We start from the raw sequence: 23,550 nt of genomic DNA, 5'->3' as shown, positions 1-23,550 counted from the left end.
GCCTAGCGAAGCACGCCACCGGTTTTCCGGCGCGCCCGTCGACGGCGGCGTGCTGCACCCGGATCACCGACATCTCATGCGAAGATGCGGCATGACTAAGCACCGGTCTCGGCGCGTCCCCGCCTCTGGACTGACCGGAGGGTGCGACGAAGGAGTGCCCGGAGGGAGGAGGGGCTCGGTGCGCACGGCGTGGTGGATCAGGGCATACCGGATCGGTTTCGGAGTGCTCGGTCTCGTCGCCCTGCTGTGGATTCCCCTGCGCAACCTGGACTCGCCGACATTCTCGATCGCGAACTACTTCAGTTACTTCACCATCGAGTCCAACATCCTGGCCGTGCTCGTCCTGCTCGTGGGTGGCCTGCTCGCGCCGCAGGGACCCGGCTGGCAGGTGGTGCGCGGCGCGGTGACGCTGTACATGCTCATCACGATGGTGGTGTACGCGGTCCTGCTCGCCAATATCGACGTGATGCTCACCGACAAGTGGATCAACGACATCATGCACCGGTACCTGCCGCTCGTCCTTGTCGCGGACTGGCTGCTGGTGGCCATGGCGCGACGGCCGGCGGCGACACCGGAACTGGTGGGGAAGTGGCTGATCTTCCCGCTGCTCTACGGTGCCTACACGCTGATCCGCGGCCCGATCGTCGACTGGTACCCGTACCCGTTCATCGATCCGCGCCACCAGGGCTACCTGTCGATGACGCTCGGCCTGATCGTGCTGAGCATCGTGTTCGCGGTGCTCGCGGTTGCCATGGCGTCGCTGGGTGACATGCCCGCGTGGTGGAGGGCCCGACGAGCGCGCGAGGGCGAGCCGGTGTAAGTGTGGAGCCATGAATGCGCTCTGGCATGGATTCGCCGATATGGGTGCCGTCACTCGTGACGGTGCGTTCGTTGTCGCTCGAGGTGACGGTGCCTACGTCTACGACACCGAGGGCAACCGGTACCTCGACGCCACCGCGGGTCTGTGGTTCGCCAATGTGGGTCACGGTCGCGGGGAGATCGCCGACGCGGTCGCCGAGCAGTTGCGCACCATCGCCCACTACTCGAACTTCGGTGACCTCACCGAGCCCGCCACCCAGGAGCTCGCCGAGAAGCTGTCGGCCATCGCGCCCGTACCCGGTAGCAAGATCTTCTTCACCTCCGGTGGTTCGGACTCGGTGGAGACCGCCGCGAAACTGGCGCGGCGCTACTGGCACGAACAGGGCCGCGCCGACAAGAAGATCCTGGTCGGGCGACGCCTGGCCTACCACGGCATGCACTACGCGAGCACCTCGCTCGGCGGTCTGACCCCGAACAAGGAGGGCTACGGCGTCCTGGTCGAGGACACCCGCACCGTCGAATGGAACGACGCCAAGGCCTTGCTCGCGCTGATCGAGGACGTCGGCGCGGAACGGATCGCGGCGTTCTTCTGCGAGCCGATCATCGGTGCCGGTGGGGTGTACCTGCCGCCCGAGGGATACCTGGCCGAGGTGCGCCAGATCTGCCGCGACCACGACATCCTGTTCGTCGCCGACGAGGTGGTCACCGGCTTCGGGCGGATCGGCGGCTCCTGGTTCGCCTCCACCCGCTTCGACCTGCGCCCCGATCTGATGACCACCGCCAAGGGCCTCACCTCCGGCTATCTGCCGATGGGTGCGGTTTTCATCGCCCCGCACCTGGCCGAGCCTTTCTACGCAGGCGGTGTGTGGTTCCGGCACGGGTACACCTACGGCGGGCACGCCGGTGCGGCCGCGGCGGCGCTGGCCAACCTCGCCATCGTCGAACGTGAGGGTCTGCTCGAGGAAGCGGCCCGGCTCGAGACCACCCTGCACACCGCCCTGGCCCCGTTGGCCGATCACCCGCGCGTGGCGGAGGTCCGCAGCGGTCTCGGTGCGGTGGCGGCCGTCCAGCTGACCGACCCCTCCGAAGGCCCAGGCTTGGTGAAAGCCCTTCGTGCCCAGGGGATTTCGGGTCGTGCTGCCGGAGCGGGCGCCATGCAGATCTCCCCGTCCTTCGTGATGACCGACGCCCAGGTGGCCGAACTCGCCGAAGGGTTTTCGCGCGCCCTGGGCTGATGCGCCGCACCGGCCCGTCCGCGAAACTCGCTGGCGGGCCGGGCGATCCGCCCGATACTCTCCTGCTCCGACGAAGACAGGGGAGGGAACCACGTTGCAGGCATCCGTCACGGTGACACCGGACCAGCTACCGGAGCTACTGCTGCATGTCGCCGTGGTACGGCCCGTATTCCTCTGGGGCGCACCGGGAATCGGGAAGAGCTCGCTGGTGCGCACCTTCGCCGACTCGCTCGGCCTCGACTGTGTCACCCTGCTCGGCACCCAGCTCGCGCCCGAGGACCTCATCGGGGTGCCCCAGATCGTGGACGGCCGCAGCCGGTTCGCGCCGCCGGAACTGATCGCCCGCGCCCAGCCCTACTGCCTGTTCCTCGACGAACTCAACGCCGCCTCGCCCGAGGTGCAGAAGTCGTTCTACTCCCTGATCCTGGATCGGCGCATCGGCACCTACGAACTGCCCGAGGGGTCGGTGGTGATCGGGGCGGGCAACCGGGCCACCGACAACGCGCTGGCCCGCCCGATGGCCTCGGCGCTGGTCAACCGCATGGTGCACCTGCATCTGCGCGCCGACGTGGACGACTGGCTGAAATGGGCGGCGGTCAACGACATCCATCCGTGGGTGATCCGCTACCTCACCCAGCGCCCCGACCACCTGTGGTCGGCACCGCCCAAAACCGAGGCGCCCTTCTCCACCCCGCGTGGGTGGCACATGCTCTCCGACGCGCTGTACTCCTGCGGCGACGACATCGACGACACCACGCTGAATGTGCTGGCGACCGGCACTCTCACCCTCGGCCACGCCTCCGGCTTCCGCGCCTTCGTCAAGACGGTGCGCCACGCCTTCGACCTCGACGCCGTCTTCAAGGGCGATGCCGCCTGGCCGCGCGATCCGGCCGACCGCGACCTGCTGTACTTCCTGGCCGAGACGATGCGGGCCCGCCTCGTGAAGGAACTGCCCGGCGACCGCGAGCACACCTCCGCCTCGGTGCGCCGGTTCGTGTTGCGCGCCAAGTCGCTGCTGGTGGAGCTGGCTGAGATCTCGGTGGAATGCGCGCAGTTGGTGATCGCCGCCGATGCCGAGGGCGTGCCGGTGCTGCCGTCGTGGTTCCTCATCGAGGTGTCGCGTGACCTGCCGCGACTGGCCGCGCGGCGCTGAGCATGGGTGCGCGAAAGACTCGCCGGATCGACCCGTGGTACCAGGCTGTTCAGGACGGGTGGGCGATCGTGCGCGCCCACCCGGCGTTGCGCCCGCTGGCCGGTCAGCTCTACCAGTCGGACAAGCGCGCACCGCACGAGATGTGGGCACGGCTGGCGGGCGGCCGTCTCGAGTACCACCCGAATCGGCGTGCCACGGCGCAGGAATGGGCGTGGACCTTCGCGCATTGCCTGCTGCACGCCGGATTCGGGCACCTCGATCCGCGTAATACGGTGCCCACCAACATCATCGGGCTGCCCAGCGACGACCCGTGGTTCTCCTCGCGGGTGCGCGCACCGCATCCGGTGTACCGCGCCGCGTGCTGCGCCGCTGTCGACACCTATCTGGCGACGATGAAGATCGGCACCCCGCCCGACCCCGTGCCGCCCGCCTAGGCCGACGAGCACGCCGCCGCGGCGCGCTGGCACGATACCGCGGTGCCGGACGCGTTCGCGCGCACGGGACCTCCCGACTTCCTGCTCACCGACGCCGAGACGGCGGCCCGCGTCGACGCGCCTGCCCGGTTCGCGGCGGGGGTGTCCGACGCCGCCCGTGCCGCCCTGGCCACGGCCGGTGGCGACCACACACCCGACGGGAAGCGGCCGCGTACCCAGTGGGACGCGGCCCTCGGCTGGTTCGTCTCGTCGTTCCCGCTACTCGGTGCGCTCGCCGCCGGGATGACCGTGGTCGCCGATGTGGAAGTGGTTCGGGCCGCGGATATCTCGATCGCCGCGGTGAACGCCGACGCCGCCGAGATCTATGTGAATCCCTATGCCGGGCTGAGTGAGGAGGAATGGCGGTTCGTGCTCGCGCACGAGATGCTGCACGCGGCCCTGCGCCACGGCGAACGGGCGGACTGGCGCGACCACTACCTGTTCAATGTCGCCTGCGATTACGTCGTCAACGGCTGGCTGGTGGAGATGAATGTCGGGCAGATGCCCGAAGGACTGCTCTACGACCCGGAACTGAAAGGGTGTTCGGCCGAGGAGATCTACGACCGCATCGCCGGCGATCTGCGCCGGTTACGCAAGCTCGCCACCCTGCGCGGTCGCGGACGCGGCGATGTACTCGGCGAACCCCTGGCGCATCCCGGCAGCGCGGGCCGCTATGTCGACCTCGACGAGTACTACCGCAACGCGTTGGTCACCGGACTGGCCTACCACACGAACAGCGGTCGCGGACACGTCCCGGCCGCGTTGGAGCAGGCCATTCGCGCGCTCGATCAGCCACCGCTGCCCTGGGACGCGCGGCTGGCCCGATGGTTCGACGAGCACATACCAACCGTCGACAAACGCCGCAGCTACGCCCGCGCCTCCCGCAGACAGGCGGCCACCCCCGACATCCCGCGCCCGGCGTGGGTGCGACCGGAGGAGAACGTTCGCCTACCGACCTTCGGTGTGGTGCTCGATACCTCGCTGTCGATGAACGTCACCCTGCTCGGCAAGGGTCTGGGCGCCATCGCCTCGTACGCGCTGGCCAGGGACGTGCCACGCGCTCGTGTCGTCTACTGCGACGCGGCACCCTACGACGCGGGGTACGTCGCGGTGGAGGACATCGCCGCCGGAATGCGCGTGCGCGGCCGGGGCGGCACGGTGCTGCAACCTGCCGTCCGGCTCCTCGAACGCGCCGAGGACTTCCCGGCCGACGGCCCGATTCTCGTCATTACCGACGGCGACTGCGACCCGTTACGCATCCGCGGCGAACACGCCTTCCTGATCCCCGCGGGCACGTCCCTGCCCTTCACCCCGAAAGGCCCGGTGTTCAGGATCCGGTGACGGGCAGTTCGAGGGTGAAGAACTGGCTGTACGGGTCGAGGGTGTAGTCGGCGAACGGCTCGCATTCGACGAAGCCGTGCCGCAGATACAGGCGCCGGGCCGGGGCGAAGAACTCGCTCGTCCCGGTTTCCAAGCTCAGGCGCCGGTATCCGCGCCGCTCGGCCTCCGCGATCAGGTGGGCGAGCACCGCGGCGGCGACACCGCGACCGGTGAATCCGGCGGCGGTCCGCATGGACTTGATCTCGCCGTGCTCGGGATCCAGCTCCTTCAGGGCACCGCAGCCGACAAGCACCGGCCCCGACCACGCGCTCCACACGGTGACCGCCGGATCGCGCAAGCCGGTCAGGTCGAGGGCGTGCATGCTGCACGCGGGAGAGTTGCCCGCCATTTCGGTGTGGTGCTCGGTGAGCAGGGTGGTGATCTGCTCGCCGGTGAGGTCGTCGACGGCGAGGGTGAGCTGCTCCGCCCGGGTGGTGTCGTGCATCGGTCCATTGTGCCCGGGGCGGAAATGACGCGGGAAAACGGCACACGGCCGGGGTGGGCGATGCGACTATGAGGACGAGGGGCGAGCCGAAGGTGGTGGGGCGTGGCCGAATTCGTGGAGGACTATGCGGTTTTGCGGTGGGCCGTGGTGTCGGCGTTCGTGCTGGCGGCCGGGATCGTTGTCGTGCGGTTAAGCAGGCGCGCGGTCCGGGCGGACGCGGCGGCCGACGGTGCGCACCTGCTGATGTGCCTGGTGATGCTGGCCATGTTGGTGTTCCCGGCCGCCACCGACCCGCATGCGATACGCGGTTTGCTGACCGCGCTCACGGTGGCCTTCGCGTTGCTGCTCACCGAGCGGGTCGTGCAGTGGCGCAACGGGGCGGTGCCGACGGCCGACGGGGTGCTCGCGCTGGGATATCACACGGTGGCGGCGGCGGTGATGCTCTACGCCATGGCCGGGCACGGATCCGGTCACACCGGGATCCCGCCCGGGCCCGCGCTGGTGCTGGCGGCGCTGTTCGTGCTCGACGCGCTCGTCGCGCTCGGCACCGTCGGTCACCGGCCGCGCTGGCACCGCTTCGCCCATCCGGCAGGCACACACCCCCTGACCTCGGCCTTGGTACCTCATGTGGTGATGGATATCGGGACGGCATTCATGGTGATCGCCGCTGTCGGCGGGTGAATACCGATCCACAACCGTCCGGGCTGCGAATCGCCTTTGTGCGGACAGGAATTCGACTATGAGTGGACAACGCGTTTCAGGCATGTCACCCGGGCGTCGGGGATTCGGTACGCCCCCACCGGAAATCCGGCCGGCCGCCGCCGACCGCGAGGTGGTGCGTGCGCTCTACCGCGACGCGGGCCCTGCCGCCTACGGACTCGCCCTGCGGATCCTGCGCAGGAGGGGATCAGCGGAAGAGGTTGTCCGCGAAGGGTTCCAGCGCATCGCCGCGAGTCCGTGGATCACCGAGGGCAACGGCCATACCCCGGCCGGTGCTGCGCGCCATGACCTCGCCACGCCGTGGGGCCGTTCGGCATTCGTCGCGAACGAACCACGCACCGACCTCGGGGGCCACCCCGACCGCGCCGGCGGCGTCGACCACGTGGACCGCCCGGGTAACGCTGACCGCCGCGACGATGCCGGCCGGCGGGATCACTCGACCGGACGCGATCATGCGGGAGGCCTCGACTGTGCGGGCGGGTTCGGCAATTCGAACGGGTTCGACCGTTCGGATCTTCTCGGGCACTCGGATATGACGTCTCGTGCGGGCCGGCGCGACCACGAGGGCCGCGACGGCTGTTCAGGTCACCTCGGGGACATCGGCGGCCTCGGCCATGAGCCGAGATTCGAGGGGCCGCACGACCGGGTGGGTCGGCTCGACGACGAAGGCCGACTGGATCGAGCGGGCCGACGCGACCACGCAGGCGACCACTCGGAGGGATACGACCACAGGGGTCGCCTCGACGACTCCGGTCGCCTCGACTACGCGGCGCTGCACGACCCACGGCTCGGTTTCGCACGCCGAGACAGTGAGATGGACCCCCACAGCCGAGCGGGCCGAACGGCACACACGGGTCGCGGGGACCACGCGGGCGGACTGGATGACTCAGGTCAGTCGGGTGACGCGATCATGTTCGACGGCGTGGGTTCGATGGACGGTGCGGGTCCACTCGCCGGGTGTCTCGACTTCGCCGGTCACCCGGACGGTGCGCACTTCGATGTCACCGACCCCCTCGCCGACCCACCCCACTTCGAGACACCCGACGCGACCGGCATCCGGTACACGCCGACCCTGCACACCAGACTCCTGGCCCAGGTCCACCGCCTCGCCATCCAGCGCCTGCGCCTGGACCGCAACGACCGCATCGATATCCCCTGGCTGGCCGCCTCGGCCCGGCTCGGTTTCGACCCGCTCGACAGCCGCTGCGAAGTCTTCGTCCTCGCCTACTACGGTGGCCGCACCTACCGTTCGATCGCCCGGGAACTGGGCATGCGCGTCCCGGCCGTCACCCGTCTGCTGGCCGAGGGCATCGAACGCCTCGCCCACCAGCGTCTCGTCCGCGTCGCCGCGCGCCGCCCCTGGACCCCGCCCGGTTCGGTCCTCGCCCTCGCCGACGCCTACGCCCTCGACGCCGTCGCCGAACTCGAGCATCACCACATCGAGAACAAGCTGGCCACCACGACCACTACCGGCCTCGCCCAGTTCGACGCCAGAGTCGGCGGAGTGCACGAGCTGCTGGCCCAACTGGCCGCCGACGATCGACAGCCCCCGCCCCGCAATCTGGAACAGCGCATCCTGGCCGCGATCGACGGCCCGGGCAGACGCGGTGCCCGGACCGGCAGGCCGCCGTGGTTGCCCCGCTTCGGGAGTTAGCGGCGAACCGGAATCAGAGCACCACCACGTGGTCTTCGACGACCCGTCCGCCCAGGCGCACCCAGCCGTCGGAATCCCACTCGGTGTAGAGCTGGGACCCCTGCCCCTGGGTGATGACCAGCCCGCGCCGTAGCTTGGCGGTGAGGGCGACGGCGGCCGCGCCGGTCGCCTCGTCCTCGGCGATGCCCATGGCGGGCGCGAACATCCGGGAGCGAACGGCACCGCGCGATTCGTCGGTCCACGTCCACACGTAGTGCTGGCCCTCGGTGTAGTCCGAGGCGCGGAGCATGGCCAGTTCGTCGAGTGAACCGGCCTGGTGGAAGGTGAAATCCGGTGCCCATTCGGCGCGGGCGGTGATCCAGGTGAGCCCGTCGGTCTCCGTCACCCGAACCGGGCCCGCCGGCACGTTCAGCGTGTGCACGGGGGTGCCGCGCGCGGCCATCCACCATCCGGTGCCCACGGTGGGGTGCCCGGCGAAGGGCAGTTCGACGGCCGGGGTGTAGATCCGGACGTCGGCGACACCGTCGACAGGTTCCCCGACCACCGTGGTCTCGCTGAATCCCAGCCGCGCGGCGAGTTCCTGTTTGTCGAGCGCGACGACATCGCCCGCGCGAGCGATGCCGAGCGCATTGCCGAGCCTGCCCGTCGGATCGGTGAACACGCGGACGACCTCGACCTGGACGTCAGGGGCTTCCGGCACATCGTGTGCGTTCATGCTCGCGAGCCTACCGCGCAAGATCAACACCGCCGTCCGGGCGGTTCTCGCGCCGCGTCACGCGCGCGAACGCGAACGACCCCGACCCGGCACGCGGATCGGGGTCGTGCGACGAGCGGATCAGACGGCGGCCGCGGCCAGCGCCTCGGTGGAAGCGACTGCCTGGCCGACACCGGCCACGATCGCCGCCGCACGCAGCGACTCGAAGATCACCTCACGCGAGACACCGGCCTCACGCAGCGTCTTCTCGTGCGAATCGAGGCAGTGCGCGCAGCCGTTGATGGAGGAGACCGCGAACGACCACAGTTCGAAATCGGCCTTCTCCACGCCCGGGTTGCCGATGATGTTCATCCGCAGACCCGCGCGCAGATCGTCGTACTTGCCGTCCAGGAACGCCTTGCCCCGGTAGAACACATTGTTCATGCCCATGATCGATGCGGCACCCAGCGCGGCCTCGTAGGCTTCGGCGGACAGCACGTCGGCGGCTTCCTCGGCGATCTCGCGCAGCGTGGTGGCCGAACGGGTGGCGGCCGCGGCGGCGAGCAGAGTGCCCCACAGCTGCTGTTCGTTCAGCACGGTGGTGCGCGAAATCGAGGACAAGTTGAGCTTGAGGTCCTTGGCGTACTCGGGAAGAGAGTTCTTCAGGTTCTCGATGCTCATGGAAAAGGCGCTCCTGTCAGGGGGATCGGGTGGAGAAGGGTGGATCAGACGCTGGCGGAGAGCAACTCGCCCGCGTTGATGGTCGGGTCGCCCTTCTTCCAGTTGCAGGCGCACAGCTCGTCGGACTGCAGCGCGTCGAGCACGCGCAGCACCTCGTCGACGTTGCGGCCGACGGAACCGGCGGTCACCGAGACGAACTGGATCTCGTTGTTCGGGTCGACGATGAAGGTGGCGCGGTCGGCGACACCGTCGGCGTTGAGCACGCCGGTGGCGGTGGCCAGTTCACGCTTGAGGTCCGACAGCATCGGGAAGGGGAGGGTCTTGAGATCCTCGTGCTGCGCACGCCACTGGAAGTGCACGAACTCGTTGTCCACCGAGGCGCCGAGCACCTGGGTGTCGCGGTCGGCGAACTCGTCGTTCAGCTTGCCGAACGCCGCGATCTCGGTGGGGCAGACGAAGGTGAAGTCCTTGGGCCAGAAGAACACGACCCGCCACTTGCCCGCGTGGTCGTCGCTGGTGATCTGGGTGAAGTAATCGTCGGGCTGCTGCGCGTCGACCTTCGACAGGTCACCTCCGATGACGGCCTTGAGGTTGTATGCCGGGAACTGGTCGCCAATGGTCAGCAGAGCCATGCTCATCTCCTCGTTGATGGTGTGGTCGTGCTCGTCGTGTGAGCCCGCAAAGATCTTGCCCAAAGCCTACTGAAAGGTAAAGCCGATCGCTCGTTCTACACTGATAGGCGTGACTGATCAGACTTATCAGCCAACCCTCTCGCAGCTGCGTGCGTTCGTCGCCGTCGCCGAATACCGGCATTTCGGCACTGCCGCAGCGCGTTTGGCTGTGAGCCAACCCACGTTATCGCAGGCACTGGCATCACTGGAAAACGGCCTCGGCCTGCAGCTGATCGAGCGCAGCACGCGCCGGGTGCTGGTCACCGCCGCCGGGATGCGGCTGCTGCCGCAGGCGATGGCCACGCTCGAGGCGGCCGACCGTTTCGTCGCCTCGGCGACCGGCGACAGCCTCGGTGGCGTGCTGCGGTTGGGCATCATCCCGACCGTCGCCCCGTATGTGCTGCCGGGTCTGCTGCCCGAGCTGCGCCGCAAACTGCCCAACCTGGTGCCCCAGGTGGTGGAGGACCAGACCGCCCGCCTGCTCGACGGCCTGCGCACCGGTGTGCTCGACGTGGCGGTGCTCGCGTTGCCGAGCGAGGCGCCCGGTCTGGTCGAAATCCCGCTCTACTCCGAGGAATTCGTGCTCGTGACGCCGCGCGGGCACGAGCTGGCCGGGCGCACCGATCTGGCCGCGCCGGTCCTCGCCGACCTGCCCCTGTTGTTGCTCGACGAGGGGCATTGCCTGCGCGATCAGACACTCGAACTGTGCCGAACCGCCGAAGTGCATCCGGGTTCGGTCGGTGACACCCGGGCCGCCTCGCTGACCACCGTGGTGCAGTGCGTGGCGGGCGGGCTCGGAGTGACGCTCATCCCCGAGATGGCGGTACCGGCCGAAACCGCGCGCGGCACCCTCGAGACCGCACGGTTCGCCGATCCCGCGCCGGGCCGCACGATCGGCCTCGCCTACCGCGCGTCCTCGGCCCGGGCCGACGACTACGAGTACCTGGCGGCGGTGATCCGCTCGAAGCGGCCCTTCTGAGCCGCCCAGCTCGACTGCTATTTTGAACGTCGTTCAATTGCTTGTGCAAAGGAAGTCCGAACAGTGCCCGACCCTCAGCACGCCCCCACGCGCACCGGCCGCTTCGCCGCCCGCGACCTGGCGCAGATCGCGGTGTTCGCCGCGCTGATCGCCGCCCTCGGCTTGCCCGGCGCGATCACGGTCGGATTCAGCGGCGTCCCGATCACCCTGCAGACGCTCGGGGTGATCCTGACCGGTGCCGTCCTCGGCGCGCGCAAGGGGGTCACGGCGGTGGCGGTGTTCATCGCGCTCACCCTGATCGGTCTGCCGCTGCTCTCGGGCGGACGCACCGGCCTGACCGCGCTGGCCTCGCCGACCGCGGGCTACCTGATCGGGTGGATCCCGGCGACCCTGCTGATCGGCTGGCTTACCGCGCGAATCCTGCCGAGATACCCGCTCGTGCTCGGTCTGCTGATCAACGCACTCGGCGGCATCGTGGTCATCTACCTCTTCGGCACCGCGGGCCTGCTGGTCCGCACCGAACTGGGTCTGTGGGCCGCGATCTCGAGCAACTTCGCGTTCCTGCCCGGCGACCTGGCCAAGGTCGTCATCGCGACGGTGGTCGCCAAGGGTGTGCACCGGGCGTATCCGGGGCTGATCCGCGCGTGAGCCGATGAGTGAGATCGTCGTCGATTCGGTCGGCCACCGGTTCGGTGACCGGGTGGTGCTGCGCGATATCGACCTGACCATCACCGAACGCCGGGTCGGTTTCATCGGCGCCAACGGTTCCGGGAAGTCGACGCTGGCCCGCATGCTCAACGGCCTGTTGAAGCCGGCCACCGGCACCGTCACCGTCGACGGGATCGACGCCGCCCGCAAAGGCGCCCAGGTGCGGCGCAAGGTCGGGTTCGTTTTCACCGATCCCGACACCCAGATCGTGATGCCGACGGTCGGTGAGGATCTGGCCTTCTCGTTGCGGCGCAGCGGGCTGAGCAGAGCCGAGATCTCCGAACGGGTGCGGCGCATGCTCGACCGGTTCGGGCTCGCCGGGCACGCCGATCATCCCGCGCACCTGCTTTCCGGTGGGCAGAAGCAGTTGCTGGCGCTGGGCTCCGCGCTGATCCGCGAGCCTGAAGTGATCGTCGCCGACGAACCGACCACGCTGCTCGACCTGCGCAACGCCCGCCTTGTGTCCCAAGCCCTGAATTCCCTCGACCAGCAGGTGATCGTGGTGACCCACCAGCTCGCCCTGCTCGACGGTTTCGATCGAGTCGTGGTGCTGGACAACGGTGCTGTCGCCTTCGACGGTGCCCCGGCCGACGCCGTCGGCGCATATCGGCGCCTGGTCGAATGATCGGCCTGTACTGCCCCGGTGACTCGCTGGTGCACCGCCTGCCCGCGGGTCTCAAACTTCTCCTGCTGGTTCTCGCCATCGTCGCGATGACGATCTTCGCCCGCACGCCACTCGCCGTGGCGGTCGCCGCGGTGACGGTCGCCCTGTTGTTCGCCGTGGCGCGCATCTCCTGGCGAGTGGCCGTGGCCCAGATCCGCCCGGTGCTCTGGATGACGGTGATCATCGGCGTGTTCCAACTGTTCACCACCACCCCGGCCCGCGCGATCGCCGTCTGCGGCGTCCTGCTCGTCTCGGTGGCCCTCGCCGCTCTGGTCACTGTCACCACGCGCGTCACCGCCATGCTCGACGCCCTCACCCGCGCCCTCGCCCCGCTGCGTCGTCTCGGTGTCGATCCCGAACGAGTGGGTTTGCTGCTGGCCCTGGCGATCCGCTGCGTCCCACTCCTGGCGAGCATCGTCCACGACGTCGCCGAAGCCCGCCGCGCCCGCGGCGTCTCCTGGTCCGCCACCGCCCTCGTCACCCCGGTCGTGGTCCGTGCCTTGCGCACTGCCGACGCGATGGGTGATGCCCTCGCCGCTCGCGGGGTCGACGACTGAGATCGGTTGTGTCGGTGCGTAAGGCGAGCACCTGCGGATGAGGCGAACGCCGGGGTTGCGTTAGTAGACGACCGGTCGTATATTCGTCGCATGGCACGACCACGGCGTAGCGACGACACGCGAGCCCTCCTCATCGAAGAGGGCGCCGCCGATCTGCTGTCCCACGGCTACCACGGCACCGGCATCAAACAGGTGCTCGACAAGGTCGGGGTGCCCAAGGGGTCGTTCTACAACTACTTCGACAGCAAGGAAACGTTCGCCCGGGCGGTGATCGAACATCACTCGCTGTGCGTGCAGCGCAACCTGGCGACCGCGTTCGCGGGCGCGCCCGATGCCCTCTCCGGTCTACGCCGGTTCTTCGCCACCCTGATCGACGATTTCGTCGCCGCCGAGTACACCGGTGGCTGCCTCATCGGCAATCTCGGCGGCGAGCTGGAAGGCAGCGAGGTGCTGCGCACGGCACTGTCGGCCGCGTGGGGGTCCTGGCGGGACGGGGTGGCCGACGCATTGCGGACGGCGCAGGCCGAGGGCACGGTCCGGGCCGATATCGACGCCGTCGACCTCGCCGACCTCCTGCTGGAATCCTGGGAGGGTGCGGTGATCCGGATGAAGATCGACCGCACGATCGACCCGCTCGAGAAGTGCCTGCGGCGGCTGCTCGACGACTATTTCCGGCCGTGACCTCCTGAGTCGACCCCATCACCGCACGGCTTCTTCCGGTCGGCCATTTCAAGACGACCGGTCGTATATCGAAAGGATCAGTAGATGACAGCCAAGACGGTCATCGTCACCGGCGCATCCAGTGGAATCGGGCGCGATGTCGCCCGCGCCTTCGTCGATCGCGGGGACGCGGTCGTGCTCGGCGGACGCGACGCGGCCAAGCTCGCCGACGTCGCCGCCGCCCTGGCCGCCCCGGGCCGGGTGGCCACCGTGGTCGGCGATATCGGTTCACCCGCAACGGGTGCGGCATATGTACGGACCGCGCTGGACCGCTTCGGCCGCGTCGATACGCTGATCAACAGCGCGGGCGTCTTCGGGACGACACCGTTCGTCGACGTCACCGAGGCCGAGCTCGACCGCTATCTCGACGGCAACCTCAAAGGCACCTACCTCACCACGCAAGCCGTTGTGCGCCAACTGCTCGCCCAAGGCGAAGGCGGCAGCATCGTCAATATCGGCACGGTGCTCATCGACCACGCGATGACCGGACTACCGGCCTCGGCCGCACTGGTCAGCAAGGGTGGCGTGCACGCGCTGACCACCAGCCTGGCCGCCGAACTCGCGCCCGCGGGCATCCGGGTGAACGCGGTGGCTCCCGGCATCATCCGCACGCCGCTCTTCGGTGACGGCGACGAGCGGGCCGCGGCCTCGCTGGCGCTGCTCGACCGCATCGGTGAGGTCGCCGACACCACCGCGGCGGTGCTGTATCTGGCCGACGCCGAGTTCGTCACCGGTCATATCCTGCCGGTCGACGGCGGCTTCGTGGCCGGTCGGTCGGCCTGAATCTCACGGGATCGGCTCTCCGGCAACGGGTTCGCGCACGCAGCAGCACGCTCCCGGGCTCTTCCGCTGCACCCGTCAGGAAAGGAACACGCACATGCCGTATGTGAATATCAAGGTCACCGACGAAAACGTCACCCCGGAGCAGAAGTCACAGCTCATCAAGGGCGTCACCGATCTGCTCTTCGACGTGCTCGGCAAGGCGCCCGACAGTACCTATGTCGTGATCGACGAAGTGGCGCTGACGGATTGGGGTGTGGCCGGGGTGAACGTCGCCGAGTACCGTGCGCAACGCGCGGCGCGGGGCTGAGTGACACCGGGCGAGCCGAACGCGGATCCCGCGCCTCGGCTCCTCGGTCAGGCCGGACCGGCGAACGGCACCGAGGCGTCGAGTGCGAACCACCCCATCGGGATTCGCCGCGACCGAGTCGAGAAGTAGCTGGGGCCGAGCCACAGATCCGGTTCGATCTCGCGCAGTTCGTCGTAGATCCGCCGGGCAGGCCTGCGCGAACCCACGCGTGGGTCGTCGTAGTCGAACAGCACCGCCGACCGGCCGTCGAGCACGGAATCGCCGACCGTCGCCACGAAATTCAGGGCCCGCAACCCACCGAGCAATCGAAAGACATTGTGTCCCACGGCGACCCCATCACCGACGTGCCGCAACGACTTGCCCACCCAGAAGTACGACGGCCGGGCCATCAGCGGAGCGAGCACCCGCTCACCGGACCCGGGAAACGACCGCATCGACACATCACCGTCGAGCCGTGCGAAATCCGCGGCTGTCGGCTCCGGCGCCGCGGCGAACCGCGCGCCGAACGTCGCGAGCCCCGCCGCGGACAACCGGTCCAGCCGGGGCCGGTGGTCGGCGGGCCTGCCCACCGGCATCAGACCGTGGGCGGACAGTGGTGTCGGTGTCATGGGCGGACTCGCTTCTCCCTCGGCGCTTCGCTCTTCGCATAGTGCCGACAACGGGCGCCCACCCGCACCGGAATCGCGGTATTCGCCGCGGTGGACAACGACGAAGGCGGTGACCCGGACGAACCGGATCACCGCCTTCGGTGTCTCGAGCCCAGCTCAGCGACGCAAGGCGTACGGCTCGATCGCACCGCGCTCGAGAGCACGGGCATCGATGGTCTCGGCCTTGTAGGGGAGCAGGGCCAGGCGATCGGTCATGCCGCGCACCGGGTCCTCGATCTTCTCGTTCAGGCCGAACAGGAAGGTCCACTCGTGCTCGTCGCTGCCGTAGGGCACCACGGTGGCGAACTGCTCGTGGAACCGTCCCCACGACCGCTTGAGGGTCTCGTTGCGCCACATGGTCGCGCAGCCGGCCTGGGCCGACAGCACACCGCCGGGCGCGAGCAGTGCCTTACATCGCGACAGGAACTCCGACTCGTAGAGGCGGTTGTGCTGGGCGTCCTCGACGCGCTCGTCGGGCAGATCGATGACGATCACGTCGTAGCGGGTGCCCGCCTCCTGCGCCTTGGCCAGGAAGTCCCAGCCGTCGGCGTAGTGCACGTGCACCGGACCCTCGCCGCGCACGGCGGCGGCCAGTTCCTCCGGGGTGTACCCGTAAGGCAGGTGGCGGGCGCACAGCTCGACCTCACGCTGGTCGATGTCGACGTGGTCGACGTGGGTCGCCCCGGCCGCCACCGACATCTGCGAGGCCACACCCTCACCGGAACCGATGATGAGCACCCGGTCCAGCTTCTCCGCCAGCACGAACGCCGGGACCATCATGGCCTCGTGGTAGGTGACCTGGGAGAACTCGGTGGACTGGCGGTCGTCGTCGGAGAACAGGGAGATGCCCTGATCGGTCCGCGCGATCACCATGTGCTGGTACGGGGTGTTGGTGTCGACGATCACCTCGTGCAGATCCCAGATCCGGGTCAGGCCGTCGCCCACCGGTTCGTAGATCTTCTCGGCGCCGTGGCCGCGCTGGACGACCTTCATGCGAACTTCCTTGGGAGACAACTTGTCTCGCAGAAGTTCCACGGCCTTCGTCGCGCCCGCACCGATGCTGCCGCAGGTGAAGACGTCGACGAAGATCTCGCCGGACTCCGGATAGGTGTGAATCGAGGCGTGGGACTCCGACAACAGCGCGAGGACGGTCACCCCCTGCGGTTCGAACTTTTTGTGAACGACATCGCAGATGGTGACGCCCGCCGCGATCAGAGACTCACGCAACGCCGATTCGAGTCGTTCGAGATCGTCGCACAGGTCTGTGTCGACACCACCGAACTCGGCCAGCACATGCCAGCCGGTGAATTCCGCCGTCATGGGCAAACTCACTCTCGCTCAGCGCCCGAGACATGAACGGTCAAGGGCGGAAAACCATTGAAGGACACCGACGAATAACTCGCGGTATAGGCGCCGGTGTCGAGAATCTGGATCTGATCACCGGCTCGCAACGTGGTCGGCAGAAGGACCTTCGTGCGTTGATACAGTACATCGTCGCCGTCGCAGGTCGGACCCGCGACCACCGCCTCGCCCACCGGATCGCCGTCGCGATCGGTGACGAAACGGTAGGCGATGTACTCGTTCTCCGTCTCGGCCATACCGTTGTATCGGCCGATGTCGAGATACACCCAGCGCCGCCCGTCCGGCGCGAAACGCACGCCGACGACCTCGGCGTGGATGGTGCCCGCGTTACCGACCAGGGCACGCCCCGGTTCCACGATCAGCTCGACCGACGCGGGCAGGAATTCGGCCGCGGCCTGCGCCGCGGCGGCCGCGATCGCACCCGGTTCGGGCGCCGATTCGGCATAGGAGATGGGCAGGCCGCCGCCGATGTTCACCGCGGCGACATGAATGTCCTTGTCCGCCAAGGCCTTCACGATCTCACCGGCCTGCTCGATACCGATCCGCCAGGCGGCCGGATCGAGCTGCTGGGAGCCCACATGGAAGTACGGGCCACCGACCCGCAGACCCAGATCGCGCGCCCGTACGAGCAACCGCAGGGCCTCGCCGGGTGCGCACCCGAACTTGGTGCCGAACGGGGTGCGCGACTCCGGTGCCGAGGACAGGAACCGGCACTCCACCTCCGCGCCGGGCGCGTGCTCGGCGATGCGCTCGAGATCGTCCTCGGTGTCGAAGGCGAACCGGCGCACACCGGCGGCGTGGGCGTAGGCGATGTGGGCGGCCTTCTTGATCGGATTGCCGTAGCAGAGCTTGTCCGCCGCGATGCCGAGGCGCACGCACTGATCGATCTCACCGACACTGGCGACGTCGAACTCGGCGCCCTCGGCGTCGAGCAGGCTCAGCAACTCGTCGACGGGAGCCGCTTTCACCGCGTACCTGATCCGGGTGCCCTGCTCGCGCTGCGCCGAGACGGCGGCGGCGAGGGTTCGGTAATTGGCACGTACCCGCTCGGGGTAGATGACAAGGTACGGGGATTCGGGCATAGTTGAACTTTCGGTCGGCGGCCGGGAGAGACTATCAGCGGCGCCTACCCAACAACGAATCCGTCAAACATTCGTCATATTGGTCATATCGATCGGGTATGACTCAGCCCGGCGCTACCGTGACCTCGTCGAACACCACCTCGCCCGCGGCGTCGGACTCCTCGAGATCCACGATCGCCGTCAGCGCCCACCCATGGTCGCCCGCCGGGTCGTCGATCACCTGGCGCACGTGCCAGAAACCGGGCCGCTGCTCCACCCGGAACAGCTGCGGGCCGCGTGCGTCGGGGCCCGTGCCGATGGACTCGTACTCCTCGAAATAGGGCGCGAACTCCTCGGCCCAGTCGGGGCCCGTCCCGAGCTGATCCAGCTCGTACCAGCGCTGTCGCGAGGCCAGCTCCACCCGGCGGAACATGGCGTTACGCACCATGATCCGGAAGGCGCGTTCGTTGGCCGAGATCGGGCGCACCTGTTCGGCGCCGAAGGCGACCTGGTCGGTGTCGATCTCGGCGCCGGGGTTGGTGAGCTGTTCCCATTCGTCGAGCAGGCTCGAATCGACCTGGCGGATCAGTTCGCCGAGCCATTCGGTGAGGTCGTCGAGTTCCTCGGTGCGCGCCGCGTCGGGCACGGTGCGGCGCAGCGCACGGTAGGCGTCGGCCAGGTAGCGCAGCACCACACCTTCGGAGCGGGTCAGCTCGTAGAAGGAGATCAGTTCGGCGAAGGTCATCGCGCGCTCGATCATGTCGCGCACCACCGACTTCGGTGACGGCGCGAACTCCGACACCCATGGGTGCCCGGCGCGGTAGGTCTCGAACGCGGGCTCGATCAGCTCGGCGAGCGGCTTGGGCCAGGTCACTTCCTCGAGCAGCTCCATGCGCTCCTCGTATTCGATGCCCTCGGCCTTCATCTCGGCCACGGCGGCGCCGCGCGCCTTGTGCTGCTGGGCCATCAGCAGCTGCCGCGGATCCTCGAGCGTCGCCTCGATCAGGGACACGACATCGAGTGTGTAGGTGGGGCTTTCGCGGTCGAGGAGCTCGAACGCGGCGAGCGCGAACGGCGACAGCGGCTGATCGAGCGCGAAGTCGCGTTGCAGGTCGACGGTGAGCCGGGCCATCCGGCCCTTGGCGTCGGGCTCGGAGAGTTGTTGCACCACACCGGCATCGCGCAGCGAACGGTAGAGGCGGATGGCGCGCAGGATGTGTTTGCGCTGGGCCGGGCGCGGTTCGTGGTTGTCCTCGAGCAGGTGCCGCATGGCGTAGAAGCAGTTGCCCGGCCGGGCGATGACATTGAGCAGCATCGAGTTGGTGACCGCGAAACGTGACACCATCGGTTCGGGTTGTGCGGCGACCAACCGGTCGAAGGTCTCCTCGCTCCAGGACACGAACCCCTCGGGGGGCTTGCGGCGCTGCACCTTTCGCTGCTTCTTCGGGTCGTCGCCCGCCTTGGCGATCAGGCGGGCGTTCTCCACCTCGTGCTCGGGGGCCTGCACGACGACGGTGCCCATGGTGTCGAATCCGGCGCGGCCGGCGCGTCCGGCGATCTGATGGAACTCGCGGGCCTTGAGCCTGCGGGTGCGCACGCCGTCGTATTTGGTCAGTCCGGTCAGCAGCACGGTGCGGATCGGCACGTTGATCCCGACGCCGAGGGTGTCGGTGCCGCACACCACCTTCAGCAGGCCCTCCTGGGCGAGTTTCTCCACCAGCCTGCGGTATTTGGGCAGCATGCCCGCGTGGTGCACGCCGATACCGTGGCGGATCAGCCGCGAGAGGGTCTTGCCGAAACCGGAGGCGAACCGGAAGTCGCCGATCGCGGCGGCGATGGCGTCCTTCTCGGCGCGGGAGGCGAAGTTCACACTGGTCAGCGCCTGCGCGCGTTCCAGGGCGGCGGCCTGGGTGAAGTGGACGACGTACACCGGGGCCTGGTGGGTGGTGACCAGTTCCTCGAGGGTTTCGGTGATGGGGGTGCGCACGTACGAGAACGTCAGCGGCACCGGGCGTTCGGTGCCCGCCACCACGGCGGTCGGCCTGCCGGTGCGCTGCTCGAGGTCGGTGGCGAAGAAATCCACCTCACCCAACGTGGCCGACATCAAGAGGAATTGGGCGCGGGGCAGTTCGATGATCGGCACCTGCCAGGCCCAGCCACGGTCCGGATCGGCGTAGAAATGGAACTCGTCCATCACCACCTGACCCACGTCGGCGGCGGCGCCCTCGCGCAGCGCCAGATTCGCCAGGATCTCGGCGGTGGCGCAGATGATCGGCGCGTCGGCGTTCACGGCCGCGTCACCGGTGACCATGCCGACGTTCTCGGCGCCGAACACCTCGCACAGCGCGAAGAACTTCTCGCTCACCAGTGCCTTGATGGGTGCGGTGTAGTAGCTGCGCTGCCCGTTGGCCATGGCGAACAGGTGCGCGCCGACCGCGACCAAGGACTTACCGGAACCGGTCGGGGTCGCCAGAATGACATTGGACCCCGACGCCAGCTCCATCAGCGCCTCGTCTTGCGCCGGATACAGGGTGGTGCCCTGCTCGGCGGCCCACAGCGCGAACGACTCGTAGAGCGCGTCGGCGTCGGTACCGGGAATTTCGAGCAGGTCGGTCAGATCCACTCCGACCACCCTAGTGGTCGGGTGCGGTGCGACCGTGCGTCAGTCCCGTCCGGTGTCGTCGTAGCCGCCCTGCTCGGCCAGGAAACGCTCGAACTCGGCGCCGAGCTCCTCGCCGCTCGGCAGCTCGCCGTCGCCGGCCAGCAGGCTGGACTGGCGTTCCTGGGCGGTGACGAAGCTGTCGTACTGGCGTTCCAGCGCCGCGACGACCGTCTCGACCTCTTCGTTGCCCGCGATGTGCTCGGCGACCTGTTCGCGCACCCGCGCGGCCGCCTCGCCGAGTGCGGCGAGCGGCAGCTCGAGACCGGTGTTGTCGGCGACGCTCTCGAGCAGGGTCTGGGCGGCCTCGGGGTAGTCGGTCTGGGCCAGGTAGTGCGGCACGTGCACGGAGAACCCGAGCGATTCGTGGCCGTGCTGGGCCATCCGGAACTCGAGCAGCGACGACGCGCTGCCGGGCACCTGCAGCTCACCCGGCCAGCGCTGATGCTCTCCGAGCAGCGACCGGTCCGAGGAATGCGCGGTGACACCGAGCGGGCGGGTGTGCGGGATCGCCATCGGAATCGCCGACAGGCCGATCGTGCGGCGCACACCGAGCTGTTCGGCCAGCAGCCGCACGGCGGTGGTGAACTTCTCCCAGCGCAGATCCGGCTCGAGACCGGCCAGCAGCAGGAACGGGGTGCCCGCCGTGTCGCGCAACGCCCACAGGTTCAGTTCGGGCTCGGCGTAATCGGCGAAATGATCGGTCTTGAACGTCATCAGGGGACGGCGCGACCGGTAGTCGAGCAGCTCGTCCACGTCGAACGACGCGACCAGTTCCGATTCCAGGCTCTCGCGCAGGTGCGTCGTTGCCAGGCGCACCGCGTGGCCGGCGTCGGTGAAACCTTCCAGCCCGTGCACCAGCACGGGACCGGCGCCGTCGTCCGCGGACAACTGCGGTGCCGGAAACTCCAGTTCGTACATATGCGACTGGTCATCCATCGCGTTTCTCCTTCCTGCGCGGTCCACCAACGCTCGCGGCGGGGGAGGCTCGTCCATTGTCCCCCATGCGAGCACGACCGACGCACACGGCCGGAGGACGGCTCGTCCTGCTTCCAACAGCCGCACGCGCCCCGGCATTCCCTCCGGCGTGGCGCGCGGCGACCGCTCGGTCCGGTGGGGCACAGTGAAAGGTGTGAACGTGGCGCGCACCTCGCTCAGCAGGGCCGTTCCGACGACGGCTGGTCGTCGGCGAGTCATGGCCTGTGCCGTGCTGATGGCGGGGGCGCTGACCGGGTGTGCCGAGGCGGTGAGCGGCATCCCGGTCGCCGAGAGCGCCACCTCGATGCACCATGTCGAGGCCGCTCCCGCCGATCTGCTGCCCGGCCCACACGAGTTCCCGTCCGCCTATCCGGCGGTCGTGCTCACGCCGCAGGCCGCCTCGGCCGCGGCGGGGGATCTGGACGGCGTCGGGATGGGTGCGACCGTGAGCCCGGTCGAATGCACGCCGCCGGAGTCCGAGCCCGGTGCCGAACCGCCCGCGGTGGCGGTGGGGACCGACGAGGCGAGCCGGGCCAGTCTCACCGTCGAACTGTCGCGGACCACCGAACTGCTCGCGCGGGTGCGTGACCGGTTGCGGGCCTGCGAACAGATCCGGGTGAGCCGGGCGGGAGCGGGGTCGACCGTCACCACGGAGGTCTCCGCGCACGTACCGGCCGGCGCCGACGAGGCGATGACCTTGCGGCGCAGCGTGATTCCGGATGTCGGTGGGGCCGGTCTGACACAGACCATGTACACCTCGGTCGGGCGCGTCGGCGACATCCGGATCACCGTGACCTCGATGACCTTCGGCGCGGGCGAACCGGACAAAGCCGCCGTCGACGAGCTGTTCGCTACGGCCGTGCACTCCGTACGCACGCGCTGATCGGCCGTTACCACGCGGCACCGACATTTCCGGTGCGCCCCGACCCGCGCCCGCGGTGGTTGTGCACAGGTTCGCCGCTGTGCACAGGGCGGCGATAAGCCCAGGTCGCGCCAGCGATGCCCGGACGGCGGGCGAGGACGCTCGAGCCATGACATCTTCGACCAACCCGACCCGGCGGGCCAACCGCACCGGCCCCTTTCCCCGGGCGCTCACCTGTGCCGAGACAGGCCCCGGTTACCGGGATCTGCCCACCCCCGCCGTCCGCGTCGACGAGCCCGGCGATCTCATCGCCGCGCTCCCGGCGATGCTCGGTTTCGTACCCGAACGCTCCCTCGTCGTCGCCGTCCTGCACCCGCACCCCACGGCGGCCGCCGCGATCGACGCGGTGGTGCGCTTCGACCTCGACGCCGTCACCGATCCCGACCACTACGAGCATTTTCTCGGGTGTCTCGGGTCGATCTGCGTGCGTGAACAGGCGAGTGGGGTGTTCGCCGTCTTCATCGACGACCGGCAGCGATCCTTCTCGTCCACCGCCGCGCGCGGCCACGCGCTGCTCGCCGCGATCGGTGCGCAGGGGATCGAGGTGCGTGGGGCCTGGGCGGTGCGTGCCGTCGCCGCGGGCGCGCGATACCGCAGTCTGCTCGGGACCGGCGGCGGGTTGGTCGCCGACCCGGACTCCTCGATGGTCTCGCTGTCACATGTGCTCGACGGCAGGCAGATACGGCGCTCCCGGGGCGAACTCACGGCGCTGGTCGAACCCGACGAACAGTTGTGCGCGCGGGTTCGGCGCAAGCTCGCACCGGCCGTCGCCCGCTACCGTGGCGGGCTCGCGACGGCCGAACGGGTGGGGGAGGGTGCGGTGTTTCAGCGTCGTGCGCTGGAGTGGGTGCTGTGGCAGATCGCCGACGCCACCTCGGGGTTGCCACGCGCCGATCGCGAATTCGCCAGGCTGGCCGCCACTTTGCGTGATCGGGCGGTTCGGGACGCGCTCTACGGGCTGGCCGTCACCGACCATGCCGAAGCGGCGGAAGGGTTGTGGGCCCAGCTGGCCAGGGCAACCCCGGCGGGCGACCGCGCCGAGGCCGCCGCACTGCTCGGCTTCAGTGCCTACGTGCGCGGCGACGGACCGTTCGCGGGCATCGCGCTGGCCGCCGCCGTGGATGCCGACGGTGACCATCCGATGGCGGTACTGCTGGAAACGTCGCTGCAGTCGGGTCTTCGGCCCGAACGGTTGCGCACGCTGGCCGACTGCGGACGCCAGATCGCCGCCGATCTCGGGGTCGACCTGGGGCCGGTGCGGCCGTGAGCGGGCCGCAC

Annotated in this window: 27 protein-coding genes; 16 read left to right on the top strand and 11 right to left on the bottom strand. The window is 68.9% G+C overall.

Translation table 11 applies throughout. The annotated features are described in order from the left end of the window. The first annotated feature begins 178 nt into the window (after positions 1-178). The 5 genes from NCO8_RS03765 to NCO8_RS03750 all read left to right on the top strand — a co-directional run bounded on the left by NCO8_RS03765 (position 179) and on the right by NCO8_RS03750 (position 5,021). The gene (locus NCO8_RS03765; RefSeq protein WP_067636309.1) at positions 179-820 is read left to right on the top strand and encodes a Pr6Pr family membrane protein; all 642 of its coding nucleotides are present in this window, start codon (positions 179-181) and stop codon (positions 818-820) included. 10 nt (positions 821-830) lie between these two features. Next, entirely contained in the window at positions 831-2,054 is a 1,224-nt protein-coding gene (locus tag NCO8_RS03760; RefSeq protein WP_067636307.1) for an aminotransferase family protein, read from the top strand. A 94-nt stretch (positions 2,055-2,148) separates the two neighbouring features. Next, a complete protein-coding gene (locus tag NCO8_RS03755; RefSeq protein WP_067636305.1) occupies positions 2,149-3,207 on the top strand; it encodes an AAA family ATPase in 1,059 nt (352 codons plus the stop codon). A 2-nt stretch (positions 3,208-3,209) separates the two neighbouring features. Further along, a complete protein-coding gene (locus NCO8_RS32100) occupies positions 3,210-3,641 on the top strand; it encodes a hypothetical protein (protein WP_210740560.1) in 432 nt (143 codons plus the stop codon). A 42-nt stretch (positions 3,642-3,683) separates the two neighbouring features. Beyond that, positions 3,684-5,021, top strand: coding sequence for a vWA domain-containing protein (locus NCO8_RS03750; protein ID WP_210740561.1), 1,338 nt, complete (start codon positions 3,684-3,686; stop codon positions 5,019-5,021). Here the strand turns inward: NCO8_RS03750 and NCO8_RS03745 are convergent. Beyond that, the gene (locus NCO8_RS03745; protein WP_067636303.1) at positions 5,008-5,505 is read right to left on the bottom strand and encodes a GNAT family N-acetyltransferase; all 498 of its coding nucleotides are present in this window, start codon (positions 5,503-5,505) and stop codon (positions 5,008-5,010) included. The two genes, NCO8_RS03750 and NCO8_RS03745, sit on opposite strands and share 14 nt — an antisense overlap. A gap of 102 nt (positions 5,506-5,607) precedes the next feature. Here NCO8_RS03745 and NCO8_RS03740 point away from each other — a divergent pair, with 102 nt between their 5' ends. Then, positions 5,608-6,186: a DUF5134 domain-containing protein gene (locus NCO8_RS03740; protein WP_067636301.1), complete on the top strand. Its 579-nt coding sequence runs from the start codon at positions 5,608-5,610 to the stop codon at positions 6,184-6,186. A gap of 226 nt (positions 6,187-6,412) precedes the next feature. Here the strand turns inward: NCO8_RS03740 and NCO8_RS03735 are convergent, their stop codons facing one another. Both NCO8_RS03735 and NCO8_RS31030 read right to left on the bottom strand, forming a co-directional pair. Next, the gene (locus NCO8_RS03735) at positions 6,413-6,679 is read right to left on the bottom strand and encodes a hypothetical protein (protein ID WP_157104758.1); all 267 of its coding nucleotides are present in this window, start codon (positions 6,677-6,679) and stop codon (positions 6,413-6,415) included. Positions 6,680-6,805: 126 nt separating this feature from the next. Continuing rightward, positions 6,806-6,955: a hypothetical protein gene (locus NCO8_RS31030; protein WP_157104757.1), complete on the bottom strand. Its 150-nt coding sequence runs from the start codon at positions 6,953-6,955 to the stop codon at positions 6,806-6,808. Between the two features lie 180 nt (positions 6,956-7,135). On the opposite strand from NCO8_RS31030, the gene NCO8_RS03725 reads away from it, so the two are divergent. After that, complete coding sequence (locus NCO8_RS03725; protein WP_067636296.1) at positions 7,136-7,879, top strand: RskA family anti-sigma factor; 744 nt, start codon at positions 7,136-7,138, stop codon at positions 7,877-7,879. Between the two features lie 13 nt (positions 7,880-7,892). On the opposite strand, the gene NCO8_RS03720 is transcribed toward NCO8_RS03725, so the two are convergent. The 3 genes from NCO8_RS03720 to NCO8_RS03710 all read right to left on the bottom strand — a co-directional run bounded on the left by NCO8_RS03720 (position 7,893) and on the right by NCO8_RS03710 (position 9,886). Next, positions 7,893-8,594: a PhzF family phenazine biosynthesis protein gene (locus NCO8_RS03720; RefSeq protein ID WP_067636294.1), complete on the bottom strand. Its 702-nt coding sequence runs from the start codon at positions 8,592-8,594 to the stop codon at positions 7,893-7,895. A gap of 120 nt (positions 8,595-8,714) precedes the next feature. Continuing rightward, the gene (gene ahpD, locus NCO8_RS03715) at positions 8,715-9,254 is read right to left on the bottom strand and encodes an alkylhydroperoxidase, AhpD family (RefSeq protein ID WP_067636292.1); all 540 of its coding nucleotides are present in this window, start codon (positions 9,252-9,254) and stop codon (positions 8,715-8,717) included. 44 nt (positions 9,255-9,298) lie between these two features. Beyond that, complete coding sequence (locus tag NCO8_RS03710) at positions 9,299-9,886, bottom strand: peroxiredoxin (protein ID WP_067493007.1); 588 nt, start codon at positions 9,884-9,886, stop codon at positions 9,299-9,301. Positions 9,887-9,995: 109 nt separating this feature from the next. Here NCO8_RS03710 and NCO8_RS03705 point away from each other — a divergent pair, with 109 nt between their 5' ends. From NCO8_RS03705 to NCO8_RS03675, 7 genes are all read left to right on the top strand, one after another. Continuing rightward, positions 9,996-10,904: a hydrogen peroxide-inducible genes activator gene (locus NCO8_RS03705; RefSeq protein WP_067636290.1), complete on the top strand. Its 909-nt coding sequence runs from the start codon at positions 9,996-9,998 to the stop codon at positions 10,902-10,904. 63 nt (positions 10,905-10,967) lie between these two features. Then, positions 10,968-11,552 (top strand): biotin transporter BioY, encoded by a 585-nt coding sequence (locus NCO8_RS03700; protein WP_174550288.1) that lies wholly within the window; start codon positions 10,968-10,970, stop codon positions 11,550-11,552. 4 nt (positions 11,553-11,556) lie between these two features. Next, positions 11,557-12,237 (top strand): energy-coupling factor ABC transporter ATP-binding protein, encoded by a 681-nt coding sequence (locus tag NCO8_RS03695; RefSeq protein WP_067636288.1) that lies wholly within the window; start codon positions 11,557-11,559, stop codon positions 12,235-12,237. Then, entirely contained in the window at positions 12,234-12,833 is a 600-nt protein-coding gene (locus tag NCO8_RS03690) for an energy-coupling factor transporter transmembrane component T family protein (RefSeq protein ID WP_067636286.1), read from the top strand. Before NCO8_RS03695 ends, NCO8_RS03690 begins: the two co-directional genes overlap by 4 nt. A gap of 90 nt (positions 12,834-12,923) precedes the next feature. Then, positions 12,924-13,514: a TetR/AcrR family transcriptional regulator gene (locus tag NCO8_RS03685; protein WP_067636284.1), complete on the top strand. Its 591-nt coding sequence runs from the start codon at positions 12,924-12,926 to the stop codon at positions 13,512-13,514. 84 nt (positions 13,515-13,598) lie between these two features. Further along, positions 13,599-14,336 (top strand): SDR family NAD(P)-dependent oxidoreductase, encoded by a 738-nt coding sequence (locus tag NCO8_RS03680; protein WP_067636282.1) that lies wholly within the window; start codon positions 13,599-13,601, stop codon positions 14,334-14,336. Positions 14,337-14,430: 94 nt separating this feature from the next. Continuing rightward, on the top strand, positions 14,431-14,643 hold the full coding sequence (locus tag NCO8_RS03675; RefSeq protein WP_067636280.1) for a tautomerase family protein: 213 nt from the start codon (positions 14,431-14,433) through the stop codon (positions 14,641-14,643). 47 nt (positions 14,644-14,690) lie between these two features. On the opposite strand, the gene NCO8_RS03670 is transcribed toward NCO8_RS03675, so the two are convergent. The 5 genes from NCO8_RS03670 to NCO8_RS03650 all read right to left on the bottom strand — a co-directional run bounded on the left by NCO8_RS03670 (position 14,691) and on the right by NCO8_RS03650 (position 21,311). Next, positions 14,691-15,251 (bottom strand): hypothetical protein, encoded by a 561-nt coding sequence (locus NCO8_RS03670; protein ID WP_157104756.1) that lies wholly within the window; start codon positions 15,249-15,251, stop codon positions 14,691-14,693. 156 nt (positions 15,252-15,407) lie between these two features. Continuing rightward, the gene (speD, locus tag NCO8_RS03665; protein ID WP_067493011.1) at positions 15,408-16,610 is read right to left on the bottom strand and encodes an adenosylmethionine decarboxylase; all 1,203 of its coding nucleotides are present in this window, start codon (positions 16,608-16,610) and stop codon (positions 15,408-15,410) included. An 8-nt stretch (positions 16,611-16,618) separates the two neighbouring features. Next, the gene (locus tag NCO8_RS03660) at positions 16,619-17,734 is read right to left on the bottom strand and encodes a type III PLP-dependent enzyme (protein ID WP_067492807.1); all 1,116 of its coding nucleotides are present in this window, start codon (positions 17,732-17,734) and stop codon (positions 16,619-16,621) included. A 103-nt stretch (positions 17,735-17,837) separates the two neighbouring features. Further along, positions 17,838-20,336, bottom strand: a complete 2,499-nt coding sequence (locus tag NCO8_RS03655; RefSeq protein ID WP_067636276.1) for a DEAD/DEAH box helicase — start codon at positions 20,334-20,336, stop codon at positions 17,838-17,840. Positions 20,337-20,375: 39 nt separating this feature from the next. Further along, on the bottom strand, positions 20,376-21,311 hold the full coding sequence (locus NCO8_RS03650) for a PAC2 family protein (RefSeq protein WP_067492811.1): 936 nt from the start codon (positions 21,309-21,311) through the stop codon (positions 20,376-20,378). Positions 21,312-21,510: 199 nt separating this feature from the next. On the opposite strand from NCO8_RS03650, the gene NCO8_RS03645 reads away from it, so the two are divergent. Together NCO8_RS03645 and NCO8_RS03640 are read left to right on the top strand one after the other, a co-directional pair. Further along, positions 21,511-22,233, top strand: a complete 723-nt coding sequence (locus NCO8_RS03645) for a sensor domain-containing protein (RefSeq protein ID WP_245655220.1) — start codon at positions 21,511-21,513, stop codon at positions 22,231-22,233. A 148-nt stretch (positions 22,234-22,381) separates the two neighbouring features. Next, complete coding sequence (locus NCO8_RS03640) at positions 22,382-23,539, top strand: DUF4192 domain-containing protein (RefSeq protein ID WP_067636273.1); 1,158 nt, start codon at positions 22,382-22,384, stop codon at positions 23,537-23,539. Positions 23,540-23,550: the final 11 nt, after the last annotated feature.

The sequence above is a fragment of the Nocardia coubleae NBRC 108252 genome, assembly GCF_001612805.1.
Lineage (GTDB): Bacteria > Actinomycetota > Actinomycetes > Mycobacteriales > Mycobacteriaceae > Nocardia > Nocardia coubleae.
This window is presented reverse-complemented; position numbering and strand designations above follow the sequence as displayed.

Coding starts and splice junctions, on each gene's coding strand:
- NCO8_RS03650 (WP_067492811.1), bottom strand. CDS start 21,311: ATGGATGACCAGTCGCATATGTACGAACTGGAGTTTCCGGCACCGCAG.
- NCO8_RS03640 (WP_067636273.1), top strand. CDS start 22,382: ATGACATCTTCGACCAACCCGACCCGGCGGGCCAACCGCACCGGCCCC.
- NCO8_RS03760 (WP_067636307.1), top strand. CDS start 831: ATGAATGCGCTCTGGCATGGATTCGCCGATATGGGTGCCGTCACTCGT.
- NCO8_RS03660 (WP_067492807.1), bottom strand. CDS start 17,734: ATGCCCGAATCCCCGTACCTTGTCATCTACCCCGAGCGGGTACGTGCC.
- NCO8_RS03695 (WP_067636288.1), top strand. CDS start 11,557: ATGAGTGAGATCGTCGTCGATTCGGTCGGCCACCGGTTCGGTGACCGG.
- NCO8_RS32100 (WP_210740560.1), top strand. CDS start 3,210: ATGGGTGCGCGAAAGACTCGCCGGATCGACCCGTGGTACCAGGCTGTT.
- NCO8_RS03680 (WP_067636282.1), top strand. CDS start 13,599: ATGACAGCCAAGACGGTCATCGTCACCGGCGCATCCAGTGGAATCGGG.
- speD (WP_067493011.1), bottom strand. CDS start 16,610: ATGACGGCGGAATTCACCGGCTGGCATGTGCTGGCCGAGTTCGGTGGT.
- NCO8_RS03720 (WP_067636294.1), bottom strand. CDS start 8,594: ATGAACGCACACGATGTGCCGGAAGCCCCTGACGTCCAGGTCGAGGTC.
- NCO8_RS03675 (WP_067636280.1), top strand. CDS start 14,431: ATGCCGTATGTGAATATCAAGGTCACCGACGAAAACGTCACCCCGGAG.
- NCO8_RS03725 (WP_067636296.1), top strand. CDS start 7,136: ATGTTCGACGGCGTGGGTTCGATGGACGGTGCGGGTCCACTCGCCGGG.
- NCO8_RS03690 (WP_067636286.1), top strand. CDS start 12,234: ATGATCGGCCTGTACTGCCCCGGTGACTCGCTGGTGCACCGCCTGCCC.
- ahpD (WP_067636292.1), bottom strand. CDS start 9,254: ATGAGCATCGAGAACCTGAAGAACTCTCTTCCCGAGTACGCCAAGGAC.
- NCO8_RS03670 (WP_157104756.1), bottom strand. CDS start 15,251: ATGACACCGACACCACTGTCCGCCCACGGTCTGATGCCGGTGGGCAGG.
- NCO8_RS03685 (WP_067636284.1), top strand. CDS start 12,924: ATGGCACGACCACGGCGTAGCGACGACACGCGAGCCCTCCTCATCGAA.
- NCO8_RS03745 (WP_067636303.1), bottom strand. CDS start 5,505: ATGCACGACACCACCCGGGCGGAGCAGCTCACCCTCGCCGTCGACGAC.
- NCO8_RS03735 (WP_157104758.1), bottom strand. CDS start 6,679: ATGATCGCGTCCGGTCGAGTGATCCCGCCGGCCGGCATCGTCGCGGCG.
- NCO8_RS03710 (WP_067493007.1), bottom strand. CDS start 9,886: ATGGCTCTGCTGACCATTGGCGACCAGTTCCCGGCATACAACCTCAAG.